Genomic DNA, 25186 nt, shown 5'->3' with positions numbered 1-25186 from the left:
GCGGAGCGCACCCGGCGGTGCGGACTTTGCCCGCTGGGTGGCCTATTTTTCGTCGCGGCGTTCGTCCGATTCGTCGAAGAATGCGCGGGCGTCGTCGGTGCCTGCCGGGCGGTCCACTTGCCCCTCGTCAGCATGGTCGCCGGTGCGCGCGTGGTCGGCGGGGTACCGGTCAGTAGCTGGCGAAGAAGCTGAAGCCGGGGAGGCAACCGGCGTGGCGGTGGCCTGGGTGCCATCGGCGGGAGTAGCTGAAACCGCACTGGTGTCCGGGGCGTCGGTCACCGTGGCCGGCTTTGCACCCTTCGTGCGCCCGGCGAACAGATCGGTGCTGCGGTAGATCAGTCCGGCGATTGCCGCGCCCAGGATGGGTGCTACCCAGAAGAGCCACAGCTGCTCGATGGCCCAGCTTTCGGAGAAGATGGCTGCGGCAGTGGAACGGGCAGGGTTCAGTGATCCGTTGCTGATGGGCAGCAGGAAGGTCAGCAGCGCCGCGTACACCAGGCCGATGGCAAAGGGGCCGCCGGCATTGCGCAGCGATCCGGTGGCGGTCCGCGACATCGCGCCGATGACAACTGCCACGAAGATCGCGGTGCCGACCACCTCGGCCAGGAAGGCGCTGCTCAGCGCGAACTGGGTCGGGGAATGGTCAGCGTAGCCGTTGGCCGAGACGGCGAACAGCGCCTGGACGCTTCCGGCGAACTGCTGGTTGGCGCTCAGGAGCAGCCAGATGAAGACAGCAGCGACAATGCCGCCAACAACCTGCGCCACGATGTACGGCAGCACCGAGGTCCATGAGGTCTTGCCCGCGATGGCCGAGCCGAGCGTGACCGCCGGGTTGAAGTGACCGCCAGATACATAGCCGAAGGCGACAATCGCACCGATCAGGGCCAGCCCGAACGCGAGGGTGGGCTGCACCCCCGTCTGGGTGTTCAGGATGGTGACCCCGAGACCGGCCAGGACCAGGAGGAATGAGCCGGCGGCCTCGGCGAGGGACCGGGCCACCAGGGAGAAGTCGCTGATCATTGCGGCGCGGCCGGACGGTTCCGGTTCTGCGTGCTGTTCAGTGGTGGGCAGTGATGTCTGCGTCATGGTGGACGAAATCCTTTGAGCTGTGGGAGAAGCTGAAGTTGTGGCCGACGCTGTTGTCGGGACCGTGCTGGCTGCCGGGACCGTCTTATGCGGTCGGGCAAACCCGTCAAGCCTTCCACCTGTTGCTGAACGCCCGCTGAGAGCGGACGCCATAGTGGGCGCGGCAGTAGAACACTACCCGACACTAGACTGTTGTGGTGCTGACCGACCCCACCTTCTCCGACCGTGTCCATGGCTGCCTGCTGGGCGGCGCGCTCGGCGATGCGCTCGGCTTCGCCGTCGAAACCCTCGATCTTGAGTCGATCAGGGCCGCCTATGGCCCGGCGGGGCTGACCTCCCCCACCCAGTTGTCCGGGGTCTTTCGCTTCTCGGACGACACCCAGCTGTCCCTCTACACGGTCGACGGTCTCGTGGATGCCATTCAGTGGGCAAACGAGGGAGTAGCCGCCGACGAGACGGCGTGTCTTTGGCTGGCCTACCTCCGCTGGCTAGCGACGCAGGGTGAGACGCCACCGTCGTCGGCTCCCGTCGCCCCGCCCCGCTGGATCGATGCCCAGACGGTGCTGCGGCACCGTCGCCGGCCGGGCGCAGCCTGCCTCAGTGGTCTGCGCGGCGGGGAAATGGGAACCCTGTCCCGGCCGGTGAACCCCGAGGCGAAGGGATCGGGCACCGTGATGCGCTCCGCACCCTTTGGGCTGGTGCCGCACATTCCGGTGGAGGTAGCCGATCGGCTGGCCATGAACGCTGCCGCCCTGACCCACGGCCACCCCGCCGCCCTGCACGGGGCAGCGGTGGTGGCGGTCCTGATCCATGGCATCGTGCGCCAGGGAATGTCACTGCGGGAAGCAGTTTCCGCGGCCGTCGCGCGGGCGTACACCTCCAACGTCCCGGAACTGGCCGAGTTCCTTGAGACGGCGGTTCGGCTGGCCGACGACGACGGCTCACCGGAACAGATGAGCGCTGCCCTCGGCGGGGGCTGGACGGCTGACGAGGCACTGGCAATCGCCGTCTATGCGGTCCTGGCCAGCGAGGCCGCTGCCGGGCCGGAACAGCACTTCCGCGCCGCGATAGCACTCGCAATCAACCACGACGGCGACAGCGACACCACCGGATCGTTGGCCGGCAACATCCTGGGCGCGCTTTATGGCCGGGACGGGCTCCCGGACAGCTGGGCCGCCGCACTGGAGGGGGCCGACGTCGTCACCTCCATGGGCCGGCTGCTGGTGGACACCACCTCGGCCGGGTGAGCGTGACGCACGATGCACGCTGTCGCTAGCCCGGTACCCCTAAGGCAATGCGCCTGGGCTTGGGGAATTAGTCTTGTTGAATGGATAACTGGAACCCCACCGACCTGTCTGACCTGAGTGACCGCACGGTCGTCGTCACCGGCGGAAACGCCGGACTCGGCTATTTTGCCTGCGAGCAGCTCGCAGCCGCCGGTGCGAGCGTTGTGATGGCCTCCCGGAACGAGCAGAAGGCCAGAGCAGCGATTGCGGCGATCCGGCACCAGGTTCCGGAGGCGCGGGTCGAGTTCCAGGAACTCGACCTGGCCCGCCTGGACTCCGTACGACGGGCGGTGGACCTGCTGTCCGCGAGAGGTCCCATCGATGCCCTGCTGGCCAACGCCGGGGTGGTGGGGGCCGCTGGCCGCCAGCACACCGCCGACGGGTTCGAACTGCAGTTCGGGACCAATCATCTGGGCCACTTCGCCCTGACCGCTGGCCTGCTGCCCGCCCTCACTGCGGCACGTGGGCGAGTGGTTCACCTCGGCAGCATCAGTCACCGGTGGGTCCGCCTGGATACCGCGGACCTGATGCCCGCGAGGTACAACAACCCCCGGGCCTACGCCACGTCGAAGCTCGCTGTCATGACCTTCGGTTTCGAACTCGCTGCCCGGCTGCATCTGCTGGGAAGCCCGGTACAGAGCATTGTCGCCCACCCCGGCCTGGCACTGGACATGCTCACACCCCACCGTCCGGGCATCGGGCTGAACAACACCTCGCCCGCCCCGCAACGCCGCATCCTCGCACCCGTCTCCCATGGGAAGGACACCGGGGCGTGGCCCCTGGTCCGCGCGGTAGCCGATGCTGCGGTAGGCAATGGGTCCTACTGCGGGCCGCAGGGATGGTTCCAGCTACGGGGCAACCCGGCACTGGTCCCGGCGCAACCACACGCCCGCGAGCGCAACACGGCGTCGCGGCTGATCGACGCCTCGCAGGACCTCACCGGCGTGCAGTTGAGCCTTTAGGTACCGGTTATGGACTGTCGACCGGCCAGCGGCCCTCGGTCATCTGCAGGAACTCGGCCTCGGAGAGCACCTCAATCCGCTGGCCGCGTTCGTGCAGGTCAAGGACCCGCCGCGCCTTCCCGGTGACCCGGCCGTTCCGCAGGTCGGAGGCCACAAATCCGTCCCCAACCACGAGTACTGTGGTGCGGCGGGTGACTGTGCTCGCTGGCTGCGCCCCCAGCCATGCAGCCCGTTCCTTGGCTTGCGGGCGGGGCATGCCGAGCGTGCCGGTGAAGACCACTGTCTGGCCGTACAGCGGGTTGGCGGGGTCGGCTGCGCCGTTCGCCGGCGGGTTCAGCCCCTCGTCGGGCCACCCCGATGGTCCTGTGCGGACAGCGGCCGCCCCGCGGGCCAGCGCCCCACGGGTCGCCTTCGACACCTCATTCATGCCGGGCACATACGCGTCCTGGGTGGACAACGGGAGCCGCTGGATCGATGCCAGTTCCTCGAGGCTACCGGCGTTGTTCATCCGGGCGATGTCAATCATGATCCCGGCGCAGGCGCGGGCGTCCTCCACCGCATCGTGGTGGTTGACCAGCGGGACGCCGGCCGCTTCTGCGACAAACGGCAACGAGTAGGACGGCAGCGAATAATTCCGCCGCGACAGCACTACCGTGCACGAATAGTTGTAGGCGGGACCGGCAATCCCCGAGACTTCCTGTCCCGATCTGATCACGCCCATGTCGAATGCCGCGTTGTGGGCCACCAGCACGTCGTCGCCAATGAACGCGCCGATTTCGGGGAAGAGGTCGCCGAAGCGGGGCTGCGCAGCCACCATCTCCGGGGAGATGCCATGGATCCGGACGTTCCGCCAGTCGAAATGGTCGTGGCCTGCGGGGGGCCGCATCAACCAGTGGGCCTCATCCACAATCCTGCCGTCCCGGACCTTGCTCAGACCCACGGCGCACGGCGAACCGCGGAACCCGTTTGCTGTCTCGAAGTCGATGGCCGTGAACTCAATTCCCACCCGGTCAACGCTACGGGGCGCAGCACTGAATTTTACCCAACGTTCACCCGCGCGCCGGGAGATACCTGCCACATTCCCCTACCCTGAAGTATGGGAAACACACAGTGGTACCTCTTTGACTACGGCATGGTGATCACCGACGCACCCACCCCTGAGGACTGGCTGAACCTTGAGGATGCTGCGGGCGTCCCTCTCATGGATCCTGGGTCGCCCTACTGGCAGCACCGGCTGGAATTCGACGCGGGCCGGTATACCTCGGTCGAATACTGGTCGCGGGTCACCGGTCGGGAGGTCCCTGAGTCACGGACTGACCTGCTCGACACTCTTGACGCCAACCAGTGGTCCCACTTCAATCTGGACACCCTCGATGTGCTGGAGGAACTTAGTGGCCAGGGCGCCCGGTTGGCGCTGCTGTCCAACATGCCGGCCCCGATGGTGTCGCGGTTCGAGCAGGCCTCCTGGACCGGCTACTTCCAGCGCAGGTACTTCAGTTCGAAGCTGTCACTGGTGAAGCCGCAGCGGGAGATATTTGAGCATGTCCTGCGGGACCTTGCGGTGGAACCCGGGATGGTCACCTTCGTTGACGACAATCCGGCCAATGTAGCCGCGGCCCAGGATGTGGGACTCGATGCCCGGCTGCACCAGCCGGGCATCGACCTGCAAAGGGAGTTGGTGCCCAGGAGTTAGGGAACCGCCCGCCGCAGGGTGAGGTAGGATCCTCCCGCCAGGGCGACGCCCACGACGGCGAGCCATCCCGCGACGCTCAGCTGCGACTGGCTGCCCAGGAACTGTCCCACCTGTCCCCAAAGTTCGGCCCGGGTGATGTAGAAGACGAGGCCCACCACAATCAGCGCGGCGCCGATCCCCGTGACGAGGAGCCCGGTGGTCTGCCACCGCTTGTAGATGGTTGCAGCCCAGAAACCGATCAGGAACAGCACCATCATCACCGTGAAGTAGAAGACCATCATCGGCAATCCGGATCCCTCGGCGATCCATTCGAGAGCAAAGAACCTGCCGTTCACTCCCCAGCCGTCGGTCGCCACCTCGATCAGGCTCAACACGTAATAGAGCGCCGTCGTGACGACCGCGATGATCGAGAACAGTCCGAGGGTTCCGAGGAAGAAGGCCTTGCGGCTGATGCTCAGCCCCTGTGAAAACGGAAAGGTCATGGTGAGCGACTGGATTCCCAGCGCCAGGAAGTACCACATGATGGCTTGGGAACCACCCGAATACTTCGCTCCCTCATAGGGAACCAAGGACCAGATTAACCAACTCAATCCGAAGGACGCGACGAGGATCACCGCGGGAATGCCGATAAAGGTCCATCGGTTGATCAGCTGCATCCGCATGACGTTGACAATGCGGTTCATTGCGATACCTCCAGTGAATGGTTGGCCACGGCATTCAGATCCCCGGTGCTTGCCGCGAGGGTTCGACGGATCACCAACTGCTGCAACGAGACGGGGGCCAGCTCCAGGCCGAGCTCGGCTGCCTCCCGCTTCTCCGCCGGTGTGAGGACACCAAGGGCAGTGACCGAGGCGAGCGAAGCGAAGTTGTCGGTGTGCAGGATCTCCCGGCCGGAGAGGAACGACCCCACCACCGCCGCTGATCCAACCACGGTGAAGGCTGAGCCCCTGATGCTCTCGGCGTCGTCATTCATGATGATGCGACCCTTGTCGATCACGATCACATGCTCAAGGAGGTTGGCCACCTCGTCGATCAGGTGCGATGAGAGCACGATCGTGCGGGGGTGCAGCGCGTAGTCCTCGACCAGCCGATCGTAGAACAGCTGGCGGGCGACGGCGTCCAAGCCGAGATAGGGTTCGTCGAAGAAGGTGAGCTCAGCCCGCGAAGCCAATCCGATGATCACGCCCACCGCGGACAACTGCCCACGGGAGAGCTTCTTAATCGAGCGTTTGAGCGGCAACTGGAAGTCATCCACCAGCCGGTCCGCGAATGCCTGATCCCAGTTGCTGAAGAACAGCGCGGCCGAACGGAAGGCGTGCTTCGGCGTGAAGGCGTCGGGATACTTCTGCGATTCGCGGATGAAGCAGATCCGGCTCAAGACACGATCGTTTTCGTAGGGGCTTTCACCGAACACCCGGACATTTCCCGAGGTCTGGAACCCCTGCGCCGTCAGCATAGACATGAGGGTGGTTTTGCCCGCCCCGTTGCGGCCCAGCAGGCCGTAGATTTTCCCTGGCTCCAGGGAGAGGTTCACCCCATCGAGTGCGGTGGAGTTGCGATAGGTCTTGATCACATTGTGGGTTTCGATGACACTGGTCATGGCGTACCTCCCGTAACTGATTCGCTGCTCCGGACCATCTCGGCAAGTTCGTGGGGGCTGATTCCCAGTTTCCGCGCTTCGACGGCCAACGGTCGGACGTACTGATCAAAAAAGCGGTCCCGCCGGCGCTGCAGGAGCGCGGCTCGGGCCCCGGTGGCTACAAACATTCCTATTCCCCGTTGCTTGTACAGGATGCCCTCATCCACAAGCCGGTTTACCCCTTTGGCAGCGGTGGCCGGGTTGATGCGGTGGAAAGCGGCAAACTCATTGGTGGATGGGACCTGTGCCTCCTCGGCGAGTGTCCCCTCGACAATTTCGTTTTCAATCTCCTCGGCGATCTGCAAGAAGATGGGCCTACTGTCGTCGATCATCTCGGCCCTCCGTTGACCGTTAGTTGGTCAGTTGGTTAGTTACTGATGTAACTAACCATACAACCGCAATGGATGCGTGGCAATGCCTCTTGAAAGTGACTTCTGGGCCCTCGGGGGCGCGACGACGTCGGGACGACTTGTGCAGCACTGGCGGGTGAGCAACCGCCAGCGCGACGATGTCGGAACCGTTTGTGCAGCACTGGTGGGTGACACTCCCTCGGACCCGCCACATCTGTACAAATGCCTCAGACAACCCGCCGCATCTGTACAAGGGCTTTGCGTCCACTGTCGCCCCGCTGGGATTTCGGTCGGCGACGCCTAGGTGGCGATCAGCGTGGAGCGCGCCGCGTCGAAGCCCGCCACCGAAATGGACCACCCGGGCCGGGCGAAGGCTTCTGCGGCCAGGCGGACGTGATGAATCGTGGTGGCTTCGCCGGGTCGGACGACCGTCCGGGTAACACCGTTGGCGACATAGCCGAGGTTCCGGGACACCGCCAACGACGCCGCGTTCCAGGAGGCAGCATCAGAGACGGCCCACTTGGCACCCAGGTAATCGAAGGCGAACTGCAGGACGGCAGACCGCATCTCGGTACCCAGCCCCTTCCCTTGCTCGGCTTGGGTGAGCCACGAACCGGTATGCACAGTACGCTGGATGCTCAGGTCGCGTGCTGAGAGGTCCTGCACGCCGATCACCCGTCCCCCACAACACACCGCCAGCTTCAGGGTCCAGTTCTCCGGCTCGACAGTGGTGCGCTGCCGCCACTGGTGCCGCGCCGTGCCCTTGATCAGTTCGTCGCGTGGCGCGTCGGTCCAGGGCACACCGAAGGGCATCACTGCCGGATCGTGGATACCGGCGAGGACCGCGTCGATCAGGCCTGGTAGCTGCTCATCGCGGACAGGATTGAGCGTGAGCCGCGGTGTGGAGATCTGCAGGCCGAAAAGCGGCCAGACGTCCTCAAGGCGTGTCATGCGTTGCGCGGTTGCGCCTTATCTTCACGATCCGGCTGATGACGAAATAACCGACTAACAGGATGACCGACACGATGACGATCTTCTGGAAAACATCAGCGTAGGCTTCGACCACATGCCAGTTCTCTCCCAGATAGAAGCCAGCCATGACGAAAATACAGTTCCAGATGAGGCTTCCAGCGGTGGTCAGTCCCAGGAATTTCCAGACCGGCATTCGTTCAATGCCCGCGGGTATGGACACCAGGCTTCGGAAGAGCGGGATCATCCGGCCAAAGAACACCGCCTTGTACCCGTGGCGGCTGAACCAGGCCTCGACCCGGTCCACGTCCTGCAGGTCCACCAGCGGCACCCGGGAAACGATGGCACGCATCCGGTCGCGGCCCAGCCAGGCCCCGAGCAGATAGAGCGCGAGGGCGCCGACCACCGATCCGGCGGTTGTCCAGAAGATGGCTTCGAACAGGGTGAAGCTGCCTCGGCTCGCGGTGAAGCCTGCCAGCGGCAGGATGACCTCGCTGGGCAGGGGTGGGAACAGGTTTTCCAGGGCAATCGCCAGCCCCGCGCCAGGCGCGCCAATGGTTTCCATCATGGACACGGCCCAGTCGGAGATGGAATCCAGCCAGGATCCTCCGCCTGAGGGTGCGCCAAGTGTTGCGGGGAAGGAAGTCGAGTGCAGGAGAGTAGTCATATCCCGATCAAGTTTGCCTTACGATCCTGGTTATCGCCTGCGCCGCGCTAGCTCAGGGCATCGACAAGGTGCGGCACCAGTGCCGCAAAGGCCTGTGCCCGATGGCTGATCGCGTTTTTTTCCGCGGGGGTCAGCTCAGCACAACTCACCTGCATGCCGCGTGGCTGCAGGATCGGGTCGTAGCCGAATCCCCCGGTGCCTCGCGGTGCCGTCAGGAGTGAACCTTTCAGCTCACCCCTGGTGACGTGGGCGGTGCCGTCGGGCAGGGCCACCGCTGCCGCGCAGACAAACGACGCTCCCCGTTGCTCAGCCGGGATATCGCCCAGCTGCGCGAGCAGCAGGCTCAGGTTGGCTTCGTCGTCGCCGTGGCGCCCTGACCAGCGTGCCGAGAAGATTCCCGGAGCTCCACCGAGCACGTCGACCGCTAGGCCAGAATCGTCGGCGACGGCGACGAGCCCGGTCGCGGCGGCCACTTCCCGTGCTTTCAGCAGCGAGTTCGCTTCGAAAGTGGTGCCGCTCTCGACGACGTCGGGCGCTCCCGCTGCCTGCGCATCGATCACCTGCGTATCCACATCGAGACCGGGGACCCTCCCGCGCAGCAGCTCCCGCAGTTCCCGGAGCTTGCCAGGGTTGCGGGTCGCCAGGACCAGCCGGGCTCCCTCGGGACGCGAGGCTGCCTCGGGGCTCTCAGGCACCTGCGCCCTCGGCGAGAATGTCGAGTTGGATCTGGGTCAGCTGGGAAGTACCGAGCAGGGCCAGATCCAGGAGCGCGTCCAGCTCGTCCCGGTCGAAGGGTGCGCCCTCAGCGGTGCCCTGCACCTCGACGAACTTGCCGCTGCCGGTCACCACCACGTTCATGTCGGTTTCGGCGCGCACGTCCTCGACGTATGGCAGGTCCAGCATGGGGACCCCGTCGATGATGCCGACGCTGACAGCTGCCACCGTGTCGATGAGGGGCCGGGCCGAGGCAGCGATGAGCTTGTTTTCCTTGGCGTAGCGGATTGCCTCGGCCAGCGCCACATAGGCGCCGGTGATGGCGGCGGTCCGGGTGCCCCCGTCGGCCTGCAGGACGTCGCAGTCCAGCACGATGGTCGTCTCGCCCAGCGCCTTGGTGTCGATGATCGAACGGAGGGACCGCCCGATCAGGCGGGAGATTTCGTGGGTCCGGCCACCGATCTTGCCTTTGACTGATTCACGGTCCGACCTGGTGTTGGTGGCTCGCGGCAGCATGGCGTACTCAGCTGTCACCCAGCCCTTCCCTTCGCCCTTGAGCCAGCGGGGAACTCCCTGCGTCAGCGAGGCGGTGCACAGGACGCGGGTGTTACCGAACTCGATGAGGGCAGAGCCCTCAGCCTGCGTGGACCACCCGCGGGTGATGGTGATGGGCCTGAGCTGGTCTGCGGTCCGACCGTCGGCCCGAAGCGGGGCAGCGGCAGTGGAGGAAGTGTTTGCGGGATTCATGGGGTCAAGTCTACGGGGCATGGCTCTACGGGCGGGGGCGAGCTGCGCTCAGATCTCGTAGGACACGCCCGCCACGGCCACAGCAAGGTCGCCCTGGTAGCTGGTCCTGGCTTCCTCTACAGTCCGGTTGGCGTCGTTCCAGACCGGGATGTGGGTCAGCAGCAGCCGGTCCGACGATGCCGCTGCCGCCACCTGCCCGGCGCGCCTGCCCGTGAGGTGCACACCCTCGATCGCGTCGTCGCGGCCCTCGTGGAACGCGGCTTCGCAGAGGAAAACATTGGATCCGGAGGCAGCCTCGATCAGCCCTTCACAGGCGTCGGTGTCACCGGAGTAGGTCAGCACCCGCGGTGGGTCCCCCGGATTCTCCCCCGCCACCTCGACGCGGAGGGCGTAGGCCTCCTCAACCGGGTGCAGCACCGGGTACGGGGTGATTTTGAACGGGCCCACGGTCACGGAGCCGCGGGAGCTCCACTGGTGGAAGTCGAAGTCCTCGTGCATCCCCGGATCGAGCTCCAGGCCGTACGCGGTCGCCATCCGGTCCGCGGTTCCCCCGGGGCCCCACACCGGGATGCGCGGCCGGTTCCAGCCGTTGGGGTCCCAGTGCACAGCGACGTGAAGGCCACAGAGGTCCATACAGTGGTCGGGATGAAGGTGACTCAGAAAAACTGCGTCAATGTCGCGAAGGTCCATGTAGCGCTGCAGTGCCCCCAGTGCCCCGTTGCCCAGATCCAGGAGGATCCGCCAGGTTCTCGTGCCCTCGCCGTCGGGAACGGTGGCGGTGACCAGATAGCACGACGCCGGTGACTGGGGGCCGGGGAAGGAGCCACTGCAGCCCACAATGGTCAACTTCATGGGCGGGAGGTCCCCAATGCGTCGGCGCGGGCGGTAGCGATCATCTCGGGGGTGATCCGGGCCATGCTGCCGGTCGGGTACTGCGCTGCCACGTGGTCCACGTGTTCGACGCTGAGCACCTCGGGCCCGAGGAAGCGACGGGCCAGTTCCCCGAAGCGCTGGGCGTCTCCGGTAGCTACAAAATGGTGCTTCGGCGGGGAATCCCCTACCCGCTCCAGATCGTGGGAGATCAGGGCCCGGTACACATCCTTGGCGGTCTCCTCGGCGCTGGAAACCAGTGTGACCGCGTCCCCCATGACATAGGAGATTGCCCCGGTCAGCAGCGGATAATGCGTGCATCCCAGCACCAGGGTATCGACCCCCGCGCGCTTGAGCGGTTGCAGGTACTGCTGCGCCGTGGAGAGAAGTTCGGGACCGGAGGTGATCCCCGCCTCAACGAACTTGACGAAATCGGGGCAGGCGGCCGAGGTGATGGACAGGTGCGGCGCGGCGGCAAACGTGTCCTCGTAGGCACGGGAGCCCACCGTCGCGGACGTCCCGATGACACCGATCTTTCCGCTGCGAGTGGACGCGACGGCACGCCTGACGGCTGGCTGGATCACTTCGATCACCGGGATGCCGTACCGCGCCGTGTAGCGTTCGCGGGCGTCACGGAGGACCGCGGCAGAGGCAGAGTTGCAGGCGATCACCAGGAGTTTCACTCCGGAGTCGACCAGTTCATCCATCACGCCGAGCGCATGTGCGCGGACCTTGGCGATGGGGAGCGGCCCGTAGGGGCCGTGAGCGGTGTCCCCGACGTACAGGATCGACTCCTGCGGCAGCTGATCGATGACGGCGCGGGCGACGGTCAACCCCCCGACGCCCGAATCGAAGATACCGATCGGGGCCTCGGTTCGTTTCAGCGATGAAATCTCACCCGGGACGTTGGTCATAATCTACCGACCATAAGACGTGCGACAGCCATTAGACGAACCAGCGGCCAGTGCAATTAGTCACAGCGCGGGAGCGCGCCGGCAGGATCATCACTTGTCCTTGAGCCCAAACAGGGCCTGGATCAGTGACTCCTGCAGCCAGCTAGCGAAGTTGTAGACGAGTGCCAGGTAGGTCTCGACGTCGTCGGCGTCGGCGACATCGTCAATCTCGTGGAGGCGGGCGGCATCCTCGTCGGATTCAATCTTCAGCCGGTCCGCGAGGACCAGCCGCACGTCGTTAAGGGCACGCGCCATCAGCCGCGCCTGATCCGCGCTCAGGGTCATCGGGCTGGATTCCAGCAGCAACGCGCTGCCGCGCAGGGTGCCGATCTTGTCTTCCCGCAGTGACCGTTCGGTCAGCCGGCGGAACTCGAGCGCCTCGTCGTCGTCGTTGCGGACCGCATCCGGCAGCAGCCGCCGGACAGCACTGTCGGAGGGGGCAACGGCGACGCTGTCCACCCCAACCATCGCGGCGAGCGGATCCGCGTCGGCGGGCTCGGCGGGCTCCAGCAGCTCAATGATGTCCTCGAACAGCTTGCGCAGCAGCTGCCGCTCCCCCGGGTCCAGGGTGCCGATGATCCCTCGGCGGGTTGCCTTGAATGCCTTGGCCAAAAAATCTCCTTAACGCACAGTCAACATCGAAAATAGTGGTTGCTCGGGTGAGCTGGGGCAGGCCCTAGGGTTCGTCGGACTTCTGGAACGTCGCCCACAGCCCGTAGGAATGCATGGCGAGCGTGTCTCGTTCAGCTTCCTCACGGCTTCCGCCAGCCACCACCGACTTGCCCGCCTCATGGACTTCCATCATGAGCTTGTGCGCCTTGGCTTCGCTGTAGCCGAAATAGGTCTGGAACACGTAGCTGACGTAGCTCATCAGGTTCACGGGATCGTTCCAGACGATCACCACCCAGGGGATGTCGCTGGCCGTCAGCTGGTCCGTTTCCTCGAGGCGTTCGGTGTCCGGAGCGGTGCCAACTGTCATAGAACCATTGTAGGACCGGGCACCACCTGAAGAGTCCGGGTATCTGAGGGTGCAGAGGGGCTAGAGTTTTGCTTGTGAGCCCCACCGACGCCGCCCCGGTCATCAGCACCCGGGCCAACACCGCCCTGTATACGGACCACTATGAGCTGACCATGCTGCAGGCTGCCCTGCACTCGGGGGCAGCCCACCGGAAGTCAGTGTTCGAGGCCTTTGCCCGCAGACTCCCGGAAGGACGGCGCTACGGCGTGGTTGCCGGAACCGGGCGGCTGCTTGAAAGCCTCGAGAACTTCCGCTTCGGTGCGGAGCAGCTCGACCACCTGTCCTCAGCGTCAGTTGTGGACAGCATGACGCTGGACTGGCTGGCCAACTTCCGTTTCAGCGGAAACATCTGGGGATACGCCGAGGGCGAAGCCTACTTCCCCCACTCCCCCATCCTGATTGTCGAGGGCACTTTCGCCGAAGCCTGCATCCTGGAAACCCTGGTGCTGTCCATCCTCAACCACGACAGTGCGATCGCCTCTGCCGCGTCCCGGATGACTGGCGCAGCCGGCCAGCGGCCCTGCATCGAGATGGGATCGCGCCGCACCCAGGAAGAGGCTGCGGTGGCGGCCGCGCGGGCCGCGGTAATCGGCGGCTTCGCCAGCACCTCCAACCTTGAGGCGGGCCGGCGGTACGGCGTGCAGACGGTCGGTACCGCCGCCCACTCCTTCACCCTGCTTCACGACTCCGAGCGGGACGCCTTCACAGCGCAGGTGGCCGCGCTCGGCGCCGGCACCTCGCTGCTCGTCGATACCTACGACGTCGAACGGGGTGTCCGGACGGCGGTCGAGGTGGCCGGTCCGGCGCTGGGTGCGGTCCGGCTCGACTCCGGCGACCTGGTGGCCCAGGCCCGCTGGGTCCGCCAGCTCCTGGACGACCTGGGCAACCACACCACGCGCATCGTCGTGACCTCCGACCTCGACGAGTTCGCGATCGCGTCGCTTGCCTCTGCACCGGTGGATTCCTACGGCGTCGGCACTTCACTGGTCACCGGGTCGGGAGCTCCCACGGCGGGTCTCGTTTACAAGCTGGTAAGCAGGACCGACGACGACGGCGAGTTCGTCTCGGTCGCCAAGTCCGCGCTGAACAAGGCCTCACGGGGTGGGCGCAAGTACGCCCTCCGTCGGCTGGACGACGCGGGCACCGCCACCGCCGAGGTGGTGGGCATCGGCCGATCCCCCCACGACGACGGCAACGACCGCCCTTTGCTGCAGCAGTTCGTCAGCAACGGCGAGATCCTGCCCGGCTGGACCGGCACAGAGGGTGTCCGGCGGGCCGTGGCCCACCACAGCGCGTCAATGACCGAGTTGCCCGGTTCCGTCATGCGGCTGCAACGCGGAGAACCTGCCATTCCCACTGAGTATGAGGAGGAGCCATGACCCGAGCCCTGATTATTGTCGACGTCCAGAATGATTTCTGTGAGGGAGGCTCCCTAGCAGTCGACGGAGGCGCCGACGTCGCTGCACGCCTGAGCGACTTCATCGACGCTGAAGGTGGGGAGTTCGACTACATCGTCGCCACCCAGGACTGGCATATCGATCCTGGAGCGCACTTCTCGGACACCCCCGACTACCGTCACTCCTGGCCGGTGCACTGCGTCGCTGACACCAAGGGGTCCCAGTTTCACCCGGAACTGGACACCGAGAACGTTGAGGCAGTGTTCCGGAAGGGACAGTTCGAGGCGGCCTATTCGGGTTTCGAAGGGGTCCTTGCCCCGGAGGACGAAGTGCCGACCGGAGAGCAGAAGCTCGGCGCCCTCGACGATCTGACGCCTGACGAACCCGTCACGCTCGACGACTGGCTTCGTGAACGCGAGGTCGACGAAGTCGCCGTAGTGGGCCTTGCCACTGATTTCTGTGTCAGGGCAACGGCGCTGGACGCCGTTGCGGCCGGCTACAGCACAGCGGTGCTGCTGCGCTACACCCGGGGAGTCCATCCCGACGGCGTCGAGACCGCCCTCGAGGAACTTGAGGACGCCGGCGTCGAACTGGTGGACTAGGCCTCGCTTACCAGTACATGACGGCTGTCTGACCCGACTGTCCTGCCCAGTACAGCCGGACCCTGAGCACATATCTCCTGCCCTGGATCAGTCTCGCGCTGAACAGCGCATTGCGGTCCTCCCCACTGTCATCGTCGCCGGCGAGGAACCGTGGCTCACCGTCGATCTCCTCGAACAACACGAGCACTGTATCCGCCGTGCCGAAGGTACCGAGTTGGTAGGAACGGGACGACGGCGGGTCGATCACGAAGTCGGCCTGTGCCCCGGGGGCGAGTGACAACGACACGGATTCGAATGGCGTGAGCGCTGGGGTGGACCCGGTGAGCCCGGGATAGCTTCTCCGCGCCCACTCCTGGTCCACCGCCGAGAGCCCACCGGGGGGTGTCAACCCGTTACTGAACTCCGCGGGCTCGGTAATCAGCCCCGCGGGGAACCAGTACTCCATCACCGAGTCAGGGTCCCAGTTGGACCCCTCGACTTCGTGGGTATTGATCTTCCGGAGGACATTGTGGAAGGTCTGCTCCCGGGTCCACCTGTTGGGTGCCCCGGTGAAGTACTCATAGACCTTCTGTTCGTTCCACACAATCCCCGCGAAGGGGTTCTGGTGTTCATGCGGCAGGCCCAGGGTATGCCCAATCTCGTGCAGGGCCGTGGTCCTGCCGTAGTCAGTGGTGAGGTCCCAGCCGAAGTTCATGGTGGGCTCGTTGGCCCCGATGCCCAGAACATCCTTTCCGAGGTAGGACCAGGACCCGTCGCCCTGGTCGAAGTTGATCCGGATCTCCGCCTCACCAGGGTCGCCCACCTCAGCGAACTCCAGGCCGATCCCGAGCGCTTTCCACTCGGCGAAGGCACTCCGGACCGCCTGCTGCTGGGCGGCAGGGCCACCCAGGAAGTGATAGTGCAGCACCGTGCCGTTGACCCATTTGGTCCTCAGCAACACGATGAGCCGCATCCGCGGGTCCGAAATGCCAGCGGGTAGGGCAATCGGGATGCGGGGCTTGGGATTGCAGTGCGGTCGCGGTTGGTCCTCTGACATGTCGTGCTCCTTGGGGGCCGTTGGTCGCCTGGACGTTGGTCCAGCCGAATTCGATCACACCATTCCTCGCGTTACTCGGGTGTTATTTATTTGTTCCCCCTTCTTGAAATACGGTGCGAATAAATAACACTCGGATAACGGTCTCTTTGTACAGTTTTAATTTCCACTGCAATACCCAATAACTGACCTTCAACCAATGATTGAGGATGAACACCATGACACGGATTACCACTGAGGTGGACCAGGTACTCGAGCAACTCGTCGCCGAACGGCGGGAAGAGGTGGTCGACCTGCAGAAGGCGGAGGCCAACCAGCTGGAACAGCTGGAGAAGAGCGGCGCCGCCCGGCTGAGCCAGTTGCAGAAGGAATTGCCGGACGAGCTTTCCAAGGCCCTCGCGGCGCAGGACAAGACCCACCAGGACCTCGCAGCCGACACGGCCAAGGACACCGAGTCAATTGTCGAGAAGATGTCAGGCTACGAGGTAGCCCCGGAAATCGCTGCCGCAGCCCATCCGGGACTCGTGCGGGGCAGCCTCGCCGCTGAGCCGAGCGCCGTCGGCTGGGTCTATCCCTACTACGGAACGCTGCACGGATCGAACGGGGCGGTGTACTGGCAGGGGTACAACCCGGGGAACATTGACGCCTCAACCTTTGCCAGCGGCGCGGGATCCGGCCTGTTCGGTACGGGGGCCGGCTCGTTCACCGTCTACATGGACTGGTGGTTCACCTACCAGGCACCGCAAAACCGCAACTACTCCCACACCGTCTACGTCCCCTTCAACGGATTCCATATTGTGAAGGCTGATGACGGGTTCTGGGATTCCAAGGAAGCGAAAGTCAAGATCGATCTGACGACAATTGGCTACCAATACAACTACAAAGCGTCGGCAACAACAAACGTGCTGAGCATTTCGGACGACAACATCAATATCAATGATCGATTTGATGGCTGGCGGACCATGTACTACGCGCAACTGCTCGGTGCGGACCAGGCCTATCTCCGGGTGACCGCATCACTGTACGTCTATGCCAGGGGCGGTGGCTCCCACGCGCAACTGAACTTCAGTGATGGGGCGGCCAACTATCTGGGCGTGCCAGTAGTCTCGGTCGACTAGCTCCCCGGCCCGGTCACGCGGCGGAACAGTCTGCCCTACTTCCGGCCGATGAACCAGTCCTGCAGCTTCTTCAACCGTCGCTGCAGCTGATCCTCATTGGCCTGGGCAACGGCGGGGCCGCCGCAAGCCTTCCGCAGTTCGGTGTGCACCACGCCGTGCGGCATTCCGGACCGCGCGGACCACGCCGAGACGTTCTTCGCGAGCTCGCCGCGCAGTTCGGTCAACATCCGGTGATCCACGACCAGCGGCTCCGGCGCTGGCGCAACGGCTCCCCCCTTGCGTCCACGCCGGGTCTGCTGCTCTTGCTGGCGCTGCCGCAGCAGCACTCCCACCTGATCGGCGTCGAGCAGCCCGGGAATGCCCAGGAAGTCCTGTTCGTCCTCGCTCCCCATCTCCCCGCCGGTGCCGAACTCGCCGCCGTCGAACAGCACCCGATCGAAGGACGCCTGCGACTCGAGCGCCTCGAACTTCTGCTTGGTCAGTTCGTCGGAGGCCTTCTCGGAACGGTTCGCCTCCTCCATCAGCGCTTCCTCGGGGGCAAACCCGTCCTCGTCGGTCGCTGGCCGATCCAGGGCGTGGTCCCGCTCCAGCTCCAGCTGGTTGGCGAGGATCATCAGGTTGGGAACCGAGGGCAGGAAGACCGATGCGGTTTCCCCCCGGCGTCGCGCACGCACGAAGCGTCCTACCGCCTGGGCAAAAAACAGGGGCGTTGCCGTGGACGTCGCGTAGACGCCGACGGCGAGCCGCGGCACGTCGACACCTTCGGACACCATCCGGACGGCCACCATCCAGCGCTGCTCGCCGGCCGAGTACTCTTCGATCTTCTCGGAGGCCTTTGCATCATCCGAGAGAATCACCACCGGGGACTCACCGGTGATTCTCTTCAGGAGACCGGCGTAGGCGCGGGCGTCGTCGTGGTCGGTCGCAATCACCATCCCGCCAGCGTCGGCCACCGTCCGGCGCACCTCGGAGAGTCGCTTGTCGGCGGCCGCGAGGACCGCAGGGATCCACTCACCGGTCGGGTTCAGCGCGGTTCGCCAGGCGTGCGCGGTGATGTCCTTGGTGACAGCCGCCTCACCCAGCGAGGCAGCCATCTCCTCACCGGCGCTGGTACGCCAGCGCATCTGCCCCGAGTAGGCCATGAAAATCACGGGACGCACCACGTGGTCCCGGAGGGCCTCGCCGTACCCGTAGGTGTAGTCGGACTTCGAACGCCGGATGCCGTCGGCATCCGCTGCGTATTCAACGAACGGAATAGCGGCGGTGTCCGAACGGAACGGGGTACCGGTCAGCGCCAGGCGCCGGGTCGCCGGCTCAAACGCTTCACGGATACCGTCACCCCAGGAGAGGGCGTCGCCGCCGTGGTGAATTTCGTCGAGGATGACGAGGGTCCGTGCGGCCTCGGTCTTGGCGCGGTGAAGCATCGGTTTGCTGGCCACCTGCGCGTAGGTCACCGCCACCCCGATGAAGCCCTGGCCGTGGCGGCCGTCGGCATTCCGGAAGTTGGGATCAATGGCCAGGCCGATCCTCGCGGCGGCATCAGCCCACTGCCGCTTCAGGTGGTCCGTCGGCGCGACGATGGTGATCCGGTTGATAGTGCCGCGCTCCACCAGCTCGGTGGCGACCCGCAGTGCGAAGGTGGTTTTACCCGCGCCCGGGGTGGCTACAGCGAGAAAGTCCTGGGGGCCGGTACTGAAGTATTTAGCGAGTGCCTGTTCCTGCCACTGGCGCAGCTTGGGGGCGGTGCCCCACGCTGCCCGTTCCGGGTAGGCCGGCGGCAGCGACGCACCTGTGGCAGGGGCAACGCCAAAGAGCATGTTATTACTCACGCTTAAGAAGAGACCTTTCCATGCCTACGGGTGTCTGGGTGCGGGTGCGCTTGGTTCATCGGTGGACCCCAGTGCCCCCCTCAAACCGGCAACTATACCGGCAACCGCGAAGAGGCACAGAGCCAGCCAAATCGCAACAAACACGCCCACCTGTCCTGGGTCGGACGGGTCACGCAGTAGGGCGAAAAGCCCGCCGGCGATAGTGGTTCCCACCACCCCGCCAAGCTGGTCGCTGAGCTGCAGCGACGACGAGTTCTTCCCCCGCTCCTGCGCGGGTGAGAGCTTCAGCACCAGCACCGAGGTGCTCGACAGGGTCATTCCCATCGCAAAGCCAGCCAGCGTCCACACCAGCACCAGGACCCAGAAAGGCACTACCGGGTCCGAGGTGAGCGCCAGCAGACCGATGCTCATCGAAAGCACCGACGCCCCGATCACCAGCAACCATTGCCTGCGGAACGTGACCCGTGCCTGCACAAAAGCCCCGGCGCTCCAGCCCAGCGCACCGGCGCTAAGGCTCAGCCCGGCGGTCGCCTCATCCATCCCCCGGGAGGTGACCAGCATCAGCGGCAGGAATGCCTCAGCACCGAAGAACGCGGCCGTCACCAGTCCGCGGGTTGCAATAATGCTGGGCAGCCCGGGAGCCAGGCGCACTGTCCCTTTCGGCAGGAGCCGGGGTAAGGTCACCGCAGCAACGATCACGCCAGCGACGGCGAGCGCCACCAGGAGAGCTGCCCCAGCGGCATCGGCCATTTCCTGCGCCGCGAGACGGTTGACAGCAAACTGGGCTGCCAGGACTCCCCCGGCAAGCCCCAACCCGGTAAGGGCGCGTCGTCGTCCGTCGTGCCGGTTCCCGGCGCCGGGCTCGGGTGGTACGAGGGCAGCGGTTTTCGGCCAGACCAGGGCGAAGGCGGCGAGGACGATCGGTGCCACCCCGAGAAAGACCAGGCGCCAGCTGGCTTCTGCCGCCAGGTAACCGGCCACCGCCGGCCCGATCAGCGAGGGCAGCACCCAGGCTGCGGACAGCCAACCGAAGATCACCGGTTGGCGGTGCTGGGGATAGGCTCCCCCGATAATCACGTAGACAGCCACCACCATAAAGCCACCGCCCAGGCCCGAGACGGCCCGACCAGCGGTGACCATCCAGAACTCACCGGCAGCACCCGAGACCAGCAGCCCTGCGATCATGCCGAACATGCCCACGGCGAGTGCTGGACGTGCACCCACCCGGTCACACCAGGTACCGGCAATCACCGTGCCCAGCAGCGACGCCGTAAGGTACATCGAAAAGGCCAGGCCGTACCCGGAGACTCCATCGAGGTCCGCGACCACCGCAGGCATCGCCGTCGTCACCGCCATCGCCTCGAAGGCGGCACAGGTGATGATGGCGATGATCCCGATGGTCAGCGGGCGAAGGTTCGCTGCCTCGCCTTCGGCTTCGGAGCCCGTGACGGGGCGGGCGGGGTGATCTGTCATGAATCCTTAGTCAACCTACGACGACGGCGGGCAGGCGCGCACGCGGACCACCGCGGTCCCGGGACGAGTTCAAATCCGGGGACCGCTCCCATGAGGTGGTGCTATTTGTCCTTGTCGTCCTTGCCAGGGCGCATTCCGTTGTAGATGTCCTTGCACTCCGGGCAGACCGGGAACTTCTGCGGGTCGCGGCCCGGCGTCCACACCTTGCCGCACAGGGCGATCACTGGTTCGCCCGACAGAGCGGACTCCATGATCTTCTCTTTGCGGACGTAGTGGGCGAGGCGTTCGCGATCGCCTGGCTCCAGCTCTTCGCGGAGCTCCTCGCGCTCCAGCGTGGCGGTGGAGCCTGAACGCTGGGGATCAGTGCGGGGGTCGTTGCCGGGATCATTGTCAAAAGGGTCTGCAGGCGTACTCATGCGTCCATCCTATCCTTGCTTCCTGACCATCCTGCCGGGCGTATACCGGCCTAGATTCCCTGCCAGGGGGGTTTGTTGGCGTAAGTATGGCGATAATAATCGCCCAGTTTCAATCCCGAGGCCGCCGCATCATCAATCAGGATGGTGGCGTGTGGGTGCATCTGCAGAATGGACGCCGCGCACACCGCCGCCACTGGGCCCTCGACGAAATCGTGGACGGCACGGGCCTTCTGGGCACCGGTCGCGATCAGTACCACATGCCGGGCGTCCATGATGGTCCCGAGGCCCTGGGTCACCACGTGATGGGGCACTTCGTCGATGCTGCCGAAGAACCTGGCGTTGTCCTTGCGGGTCTGCATGATCAGCGACTTGATCCGGGTCCGAGACACGAGAGAGCTGCCCGGTTCGTTGAAGCCAATGTGTCCATCGGTCCCCACCCCCAACAGCTGCAGGTCGACGCCGCCCGCCAGCCGGATGGCCTCCTCGTAAGCCGCGCAGGCTGCCGGTATGTCAGTCGCGGCACCGTCGGGGCTGTGGACGTTCCCCGGGCTGATGTCGATCCGGTCGGTAAACTCCCTGCGGATCACTTCCCGGTAGGACTCGGGATGCCCGGCGGGAAGCCCCACATACTCATCCAGCGCAAAGCCGTGGGCTGCCGCGAAGCTCAGGCCGTCCCGCTGGTGCCGGGTCGCCAGTTCGTCGTACACACCGAGCGGAGATGACCCGGTGGCCAGCCCCAGGACAGCGTCGGGTTTGCGCCGCACCAGCGCCTCGATCGCATCCGCTGCGAGCGTGGCGATGGCCGCCTGGTCGGGCAGGATAACAACTTCCATCCACTGTCCTCTTGTTGTGGTCGGGTTCTTCAGGACCTGCCTACTTGTTGACCGAAACCGCCTGCAGCTGTTCCGGCGCCCTGCGGTCGTACCATTGTCCGCCCACCTTCAACCCGACGAGGAGCAGGACGGTTCCCAGCACGCATCCCACCAGCAGGGTGAGCCAGCCGAAGGCACTGTTTCCGGTGACCAGATAGGCAATAGCGAGCCCCAGTTCCGGGATGACCAGCACCAGCAGGACCAGCCAGCCAATCATCTGGACGGCAAACATCGAGAACCCGGTACCAGGTGGAGTCTTCAGCGGGCTCTCCCCCGGCAACGGCACGTTGTAGGTATACCGAGCCGAGACCACGCTGGAGAACCCGATGCCGGTCAACAGGACGCCGATGGACAGTCCCAGCATCATGGGGAGGTCTTCGAGGCTACCGGAGATCCACAGCGGTGCGATGGTGAACACCAGCACCGCTGGCGCCGAAATCACCGCGACGGCCAAGGCGCGTCCGGCCCGGTCGGCCCGGCCGCTGACCCCCGTGGACAGGTGCAGCCAGAACGCAGTGTTGTCGTAGGAGATGTCGGCTGAAATGGACCAGGCGAGCAGGAAGGCGATGATCGGCCCCACGAAGTTCAGCAGCGTGTAGTCGCCCGACTGCGCCGCGAAGAACAACATCAGCAGCGGTACCAGCGGAACGATCACGATCGACCCCAGATAGCGCGGATCCCGTGCCCAGTAGGTCAGCGCACGGGCTGCCACCGCCCCGGTGGGGGTGGCTGGGAAGCGGCCGAAGAACCCCAGGTTGCCGGCTCCCTTCCGGGTGACCGCATTGTAGGCGGGGGTGACCAGGGCCCTCGCCAGGTTCAGCTGCCAGAGCCAGGCCAGCAGGGCAAGCACGCCGACGCCGAGGACGAACCGCAGCGCAGCGGTGAGGTAGGCGCCGTCGGCAACGTCGGCGGGCACCGCCCAGAAAACCCCCAGCGGGGTCCACCCGAGGATCGCCGCGAGCTCGTTGGCGAAGCCCGGGGACTGCTCAAAACCTGTCGCGACACCGGCGATGATCGGCCCCACCAGAATCAGCGGCACCAGGATCACCATCGAGCTGACGTCCTTGAACCGGCGGGAGGAGGTGAGGGAAATGACGGCTGTGGTGGCCAGCCGGGAGGCGACCACGCAGAGCAGCACGGCGAACACCGCGCAGATCAGGGCTGCCACGGCGGCGGCCGGGAAGCGGATCCAGGTTCCCACCTGGGCCAGGGAGGCCAGCAGGGTGACGATCCCCGGAATTCCGATCACCGCCCCTAGCGCCAACCCGATAATCAGTTGCCGCATCGGCACCGCGAAGGTGACAAACCGGGCCGGGTCGAGGGTCATATCGATGCCGGAAGAGACCATCGGCACCACGATCCACCCGAGGACGACCACTGACCCGCCAATGACCAGCACGTTGCGGATCACCGTGGAGTCGGCGCTGCCGAGGAACACCAGACCAACAATGAGGAGGCCCAGCATCCCCAGACCGTACAGGCCGCCCAGGATGACGCCGATCAGCGCCCAGGTGCTGCGTTTGAGGGAGTTCCGGAGGAGGGTGAGTTTAAGCCTTAGGAGGTGCGCAACCATGTGAGCCCCTCAGCAGTGTTCCGGCCACCCACCAGTTCCACGAACCGGTCCTCAAGACTTGATTCCCCGCGCACCTCGTCCACGGTGCCGGCCGCGAGCACAGTTCCCGCGGCGATGACAGCCACGTGGTCGCACATCCGCTGCACCAGGTCCATCACGTGGCTGGAGACGATGACCGTCCCGCCGGAACCGACGTAACTGGCGAGGATGTCCCGGATGTTCGCGGCCGACACCGGATCCACCGACTCAAAGGGCTCATCGAGAACCAGGAGCGACGGCGCATGGATCAGCGAGGAGGCCAGCGCGATCTTCTTGGTCATACCTGCCGAATAGTCGACCACCAGGGTGCCGGCGTCGTTGGTGAGGTCCAGGGCCCGGAGCAGGTCGGCAACCCGCTCGGCGACAGTGTCCCGGTCCATGCCGCGCAGCAGCCCCGCATAGGTGACCAGCTGCTCGCCGGTCAGCCGGTCGAAGAGCCGGACACCGTCGGGAAGGATTCCCATCAGCTTCTTGGCTTCGAGGGGATGCTCCCAGACGTCGACTCCGTGCACCCAGGCCTGACCGTGGTCCGGTCTGAGCAGTCCCGTCGCCATCGATAGCGTGGTGGTTTTGCCCGCGCCGTTGGGGCCCACCAGTCCGTAGAAGGACCCGGCCGGGACATCGAGGTCGACACCGTTGACGGCAATCTTCTCGCCGAAGCGCTTGGCGAGCCCGCGGATGACGAGCGCAGGGCTGTCCGGAACTGAAGATCCGCCGGCGTCATCGGGAGACAGGGGAAGGGTGGGTGAACTCATCCCCCAACGCTAGCAACGCTGACGTCTTCTCCTCGTCATCCAAAGGGACGAATTACCGCCCTGGATTTTCCGCCCCCCGGATGACCTGTGTCCCTGAAGCGGGAACCGGATCTAGAACAGGGCGCGCGCGAGTGCTCCGCGGGCTTTGGAGACCCGTGGATCAGCGATGCCGACGACGTCGAATAGTTCCAGCAGCCGCACCCGTGCTGCTTCGCGCGGCTCCCCTGCGGTGCGGCCAATGAAGGCCACGATGCGGGAGAACGCGTCTTCGACGTGTCCCCCTGAGACATCCAGGTCCGCCACGGCCAGCTGGCTCTCAAGGGTGTCTGGTTCGTCGGCTGCGCGCTGGCGGACAGCTGCCGCATCAACGTCCTTGAGCCGCTGCATCAGCTCCACCTGGGCGAGTCCGGCCTTGGCTTCGGCGTCTGCGGGTTGTTCGGCCAAAGCCTGGCGGTAGGAAGCCGCCGCGGCGAGATAGTCCCCGGCCTCGATGGCGTCAAAGGCGGCCTGGTGGAGTGGTGGCAGCGGTGGCTCCTCGGCAACGGCCTCGGCGCCCTCCGCGTCAGCACCCTCCCGGAGCGACCCGGCAACCCCGTTGGCGCCCGCCACTTTCAGCAGTTCGTCGATGAAGGAACGGATCTGCTGTTCGGGGAGGGCACCCTCGAACAGAGGCACCGGCTGCCCCTTAAGAACGGCGACGACTGTCGGTACGGTCTGGGCCTGGAATGCCTGGGCGATCTGCGGCTGCGTCTCGACATCCACCTTCGCCAGCAGGACCTTGCCATCGTGTTCGACGACAATGGTTTCCAGCGCGGCGGTGACACGGGAGGATTCCTCGCTCCAGCCAGCCCGCAGGTCAACGATCACTGGGACCTGCGAAGACAGCTGCACCAACTGGGGGAAGCTCTGCTCGGTGACCTCGACCACATAGGGGCTGCCGGCAGCACCGGCACCGCCGGCGGGCTGGGCTGACGCCGGCTGGCCGTTGCCCGCCGCCGGTGCGCCGGCCTGGGGCGCCGTTCGCGCAGCTTCGGCGCGCGCCTTGAGCGCCGAAAGGTCAACGGCTCCGTGCAGGTTCATTGACGACGGCGGGAGAGGCCCGCGGTTGTTCGGAATGCTCATGGT

At 65.4% G+C, this 25186-nt stretch carries 27 protein-coding genes; 6 read left to right on the top strand and 21 right to left on the bottom strand.

Translation table 11 applies throughout. The annotated features are described in order from the left end of the window. Window positions 1–42 precede the first annotated feature (42 nt). The gene (locus HMI57_RS02205; protein ID WP_171584247.1) at window positions 43–1086 is read right to left on the bottom strand and encodes an aquaporin; all 1044 of its coding nucleotides are present in this window, start codon (window positions 1084–1086) and stop codon (window positions 43–45) included. Window positions 1087–1283: 197 nt separating this feature from the next. On the opposite strand from HMI57_RS02205, the gene HMI57_RS02200 reads away from it, so the two are divergent. Next, entirely contained in the window at window positions 1284–2333 is a 1050-nt protein-coding gene (locus HMI57_RS02200; protein ID WP_171584246.1) for an ADP-ribosylglycohydrolase family protein, read from the top strand. Between the two features lie 80 nt (window positions 2334–2413). Further along, window positions 2414–3334, top strand: coding sequence for an SDR family NAD(P)-dependent oxidoreductase (locus HMI57_RS02195; protein ID WP_171584245.1), 921 nt, complete (start codon window positions 2414–2416; stop codon window positions 3332–3334). A 7-nt stretch (window positions 3335–3341) separates the two neighbouring features. Here the strand turns inward: HMI57_RS02195 and HMI57_RS02190 are convergent, their stop codons facing one another. Next, window positions 3342–4340 carry an exonuclease domain-containing protein gene (locus HMI57_RS02190; protein WP_171584244.1) on the bottom strand — a complete coding sequence of 333 codons (999 nt, stop codon included), beginning with the start codon at window positions 4338–4340 and terminating at the stop codon, window positions 3342–3344. 90 nt (window positions 4341–4430) lie between these two features. Here HMI57_RS02190 and HMI57_RS02185 point away from each other — a divergent pair, with 90 nt between their 5' ends. After that, window positions 4431–5027 (top strand): HAD family phosphatase, encoded by a 597-nt coding sequence (locus HMI57_RS02185; protein ID WP_171584243.1) that lies wholly within the window; start codon window positions 4431–4433, stop codon window positions 5025–5027. Here the strand turns inward: HMI57_RS02185 and HMI57_RS02180 are convergent. The 11 genes from HMI57_RS02180 to clpS form a co-directional block, all read right to left on the bottom strand. Continuing rightward, window positions 5024–5710: a hypothetical protein gene (locus HMI57_RS02180; RefSeq protein WP_171584242.1), complete on the bottom strand. Its 687-nt coding sequence runs from the start codon at window positions 5708–5710 to the stop codon at window positions 5024–5026. The genes HMI57_RS02185 and HMI57_RS02180 overlap by 4 nt on opposite strands. Then, window positions 5707–6627, bottom strand: coding sequence for an ABC transporter ATP-binding protein (locus HMI57_RS02175; protein WP_171584241.1), 921 nt, complete (start codon window positions 6625–6627; stop codon window positions 5707–5709). Before HMI57_RS02175 ends, HMI57_RS02180 begins: the two co-directional genes overlap by 4 nt. Next, a complete protein-coding gene (locus HMI57_RS02170) occupies window positions 6624–6998 on the bottom strand; it encodes a GntR family transcriptional regulator (protein WP_171584240.1) in 375 nt (124 codons plus the stop codon). The genes HMI57_RS02175 and HMI57_RS02170 overlap by 4 nt, the downstream gene beginning before the upstream one ends. Before the next feature lie 318 nt (window positions 6999–7316). Continuing rightward, window positions 7317–7967 (bottom strand): GNAT family N-acetyltransferase, encoded by a 651-nt coding sequence (locus HMI57_RS02165; RefSeq protein WP_171584239.1) that lies wholly within the window; start codon window positions 7965–7967, stop codon window positions 7317–7319. Continuing rightward, window positions 7954–8652, bottom strand: a complete 699-nt coding sequence (locus HMI57_RS02160; protein WP_171584238.1) for a DedA family protein — start codon at window positions 8650–8652, stop codon at window positions 7954–7956. Before HMI57_RS02160 ends, HMI57_RS02165 begins: the two co-directional genes overlap by 14 nt. 47 nt (window positions 8653–8699) lie before the next feature. After that, window positions 8700–9347 (bottom strand): RdgB/HAM1 family non-canonical purine NTP pyrophosphatase, encoded by a 648-nt coding sequence (gene rdgB / locus HMI57_RS02155; protein WP_171584237.1) that lies wholly within the window; start codon window positions 9345–9347, stop codon window positions 8700–8702. Further along, window positions 9340–10113, bottom strand: coding sequence for a ribonuclease PH (rph, locus tag HMI57_RS02150; protein WP_171584236.1), 774 nt, complete (start codon window positions 10111–10113; stop codon window positions 9340–9342). Before rph ends, rdgB begins: the two co-directional genes overlap by 8 nt. Window positions 10114–10161: 48 nt before the next feature. Continuing rightward, window positions 10162–10965, bottom strand: coding sequence for an MBL fold metallo-hydrolase (locus tag HMI57_RS02145; protein WP_171584235.1), 804 nt, complete (start codon window positions 10963–10965; stop codon window positions 10162–10164). Next, entirely contained in the window at window positions 10962–11897 is a 936-nt protein-coding gene (gene murI, locus HMI57_RS02140) for a glutamate racemase (RefSeq protein ID WP_171584234.1), read from the bottom strand. The genes HMI57_RS02145 and murI overlap by 4 nt, the downstream gene beginning before the upstream one ends. Window positions 11898–11987: 90 nt before the next feature. Continuing rightward, a complete protein-coding gene (locus tag HMI57_RS02135; protein WP_171584233.1) occupies window positions 11988–12548 on the bottom strand; it encodes a DUF2017 domain-containing protein in 561 nt (186 codons plus the stop codon). A 64-nt stretch (window positions 12549–12612) separates the two neighbouring features. Next, complete coding sequence (clpS, locus tag HMI57_RS02130; RefSeq protein ID WP_171584232.1) at window positions 12613–12915, bottom strand: ATP-dependent Clp protease adapter ClpS; 303 nt, start codon at window positions 12913–12915, stop codon at window positions 12613–12615. 68 nt (window positions 12916–12983) lie between these two features. On the opposite strand from clpS, the gene HMI57_RS02125 reads away from it, so the two are divergent. Both HMI57_RS02125 and HMI57_RS02120 read left to right on the top strand, forming a co-directional pair. Further along, window positions 12984–14333, top strand: coding sequence for a nicotinate phosphoribosyltransferase (locus HMI57_RS02125; RefSeq protein WP_171584231.1), 1350 nt, complete (start codon window positions 12984–12986; stop codon window positions 14331–14333). After that, window positions 14330–14953, top strand: a complete 624-nt coding sequence (locus HMI57_RS02120) for a nicotinamidase (RefSeq protein ID WP_171584230.1) — start codon at window positions 14330–14332, stop codon at window positions 14951–14953. The genes HMI57_RS02125 and HMI57_RS02120 overlap by 4 nt, the downstream gene beginning before the upstream one ends. Window positions 14954–14960: 7 nt before the next feature. Here HMI57_RS02120 and HMI57_RS02115 read toward each other — a convergent pair whose 3' ends face one another. Further along, window positions 14961–15989, bottom strand: coding sequence for a M12 family metallopeptidase (locus HMI57_RS02115; protein ID WP_171584229.1), 1029 nt, complete (start codon window positions 15987–15989; stop codon window positions 14961–14963). Between the two features lie 215 nt (window positions 15990–16204). Between HMI57_RS02115 and HMI57_RS02110 the strand changes: the two genes are divergently transcribed. Further along, window positions 16205–17104, top strand: coding sequence for a hypothetical protein (locus tag HMI57_RS02110; protein ID WP_171584228.1), 900 nt, complete (start codon window positions 16205–16207; stop codon window positions 17102–17104). Window positions 17105–17139: 35 nt separating this feature from the next. Here the strand turns inward: HMI57_RS02110 and HMI57_RS02105 are convergent, their stop codons facing one another. From HMI57_RS02105 to HMI57_RS02075, 7 genes are all read right to left on the bottom strand, one after another. Beyond that, the gene (locus tag HMI57_RS02105) at window positions 17140–18921 is read right to left on the bottom strand and encodes a DEAD/DEAH box helicase (RefSeq protein ID WP_171584331.1); all 1782 of its coding nucleotides are present in this window, start codon (window positions 18919–18921) and stop codon (window positions 17140–17142) included. Window positions 18922–18957: 36 nt separating this feature from the next. Then, complete coding sequence (locus HMI57_RS02100) at window positions 18958–20406, bottom strand: MFS transporter (protein ID WP_171584227.1); 1449 nt, start codon at window positions 20404–20406, stop codon at window positions 18958–18960. A 101-nt stretch (window positions 20407–20507) separates the two neighbouring features. Then, window positions 20508–20822 carry a DUF3039 domain-containing protein gene (locus HMI57_RS02095; RefSeq protein WP_171584226.1) on the bottom strand — a complete coding sequence of 105 codons (315 nt, stop codon included), beginning with the start codon at window positions 20820–20822 and terminating at the stop codon, window positions 20508–20510. Between the two features lie 50 nt (window positions 20823–20872). Next, window positions 20873–21655 (bottom strand): glucosamine-6-phosphate deaminase, encoded by a 783-nt coding sequence (nagB, locus tag HMI57_RS02090; protein WP_171584225.1) that lies wholly within the window; start codon window positions 21653–21655, stop codon window positions 20873–20875. A 40-nt stretch (window positions 21656–21695) separates the two neighbouring features. Further along, window positions 21696–23267, bottom strand: coding sequence for a transporter (locus HMI57_RS02085; RefSeq protein ID WP_171584224.1), 1572 nt, complete (start codon window positions 23265–23267; stop codon window positions 21696–21698). Further along, on the bottom strand, window positions 23249–24061 hold the full coding sequence (locus tag HMI57_RS02080) for an ABC transporter ATP-binding protein (RefSeq protein WP_228720874.1): 813 nt from the start codon (window positions 24059–24061) through the stop codon (window positions 23249–23251). Before HMI57_RS02080 ends, HMI57_RS02085 begins: the two co-directional genes overlap by 19 nt. A gap of 111 nt (window positions 24062–24172) precedes the next feature. Next, window positions 24173–25183 (bottom strand): tetratricopeptide repeat protein, encoded by a 1011-nt coding sequence (locus HMI57_RS02075; protein ID WP_171584223.1) that lies wholly within the window; start codon window positions 25181–25183, stop codon window positions 24173–24175. Window positions 25184–25186: the final 3 nt, after the last annotated feature.

It is taken from the genome of Arthrobacter sp. 260 (genome assembly GCF_013116745.1).
Lineage (GTDB): Bacteria > Actinomycetota > Actinomycetes > Actinomycetales > Micrococcaceae > Arthrobacter_D.
Note: the sequence above shows the minus strand (reverse complement) of the source record. Positions and strands in the feature narration are given on the sequence as shown.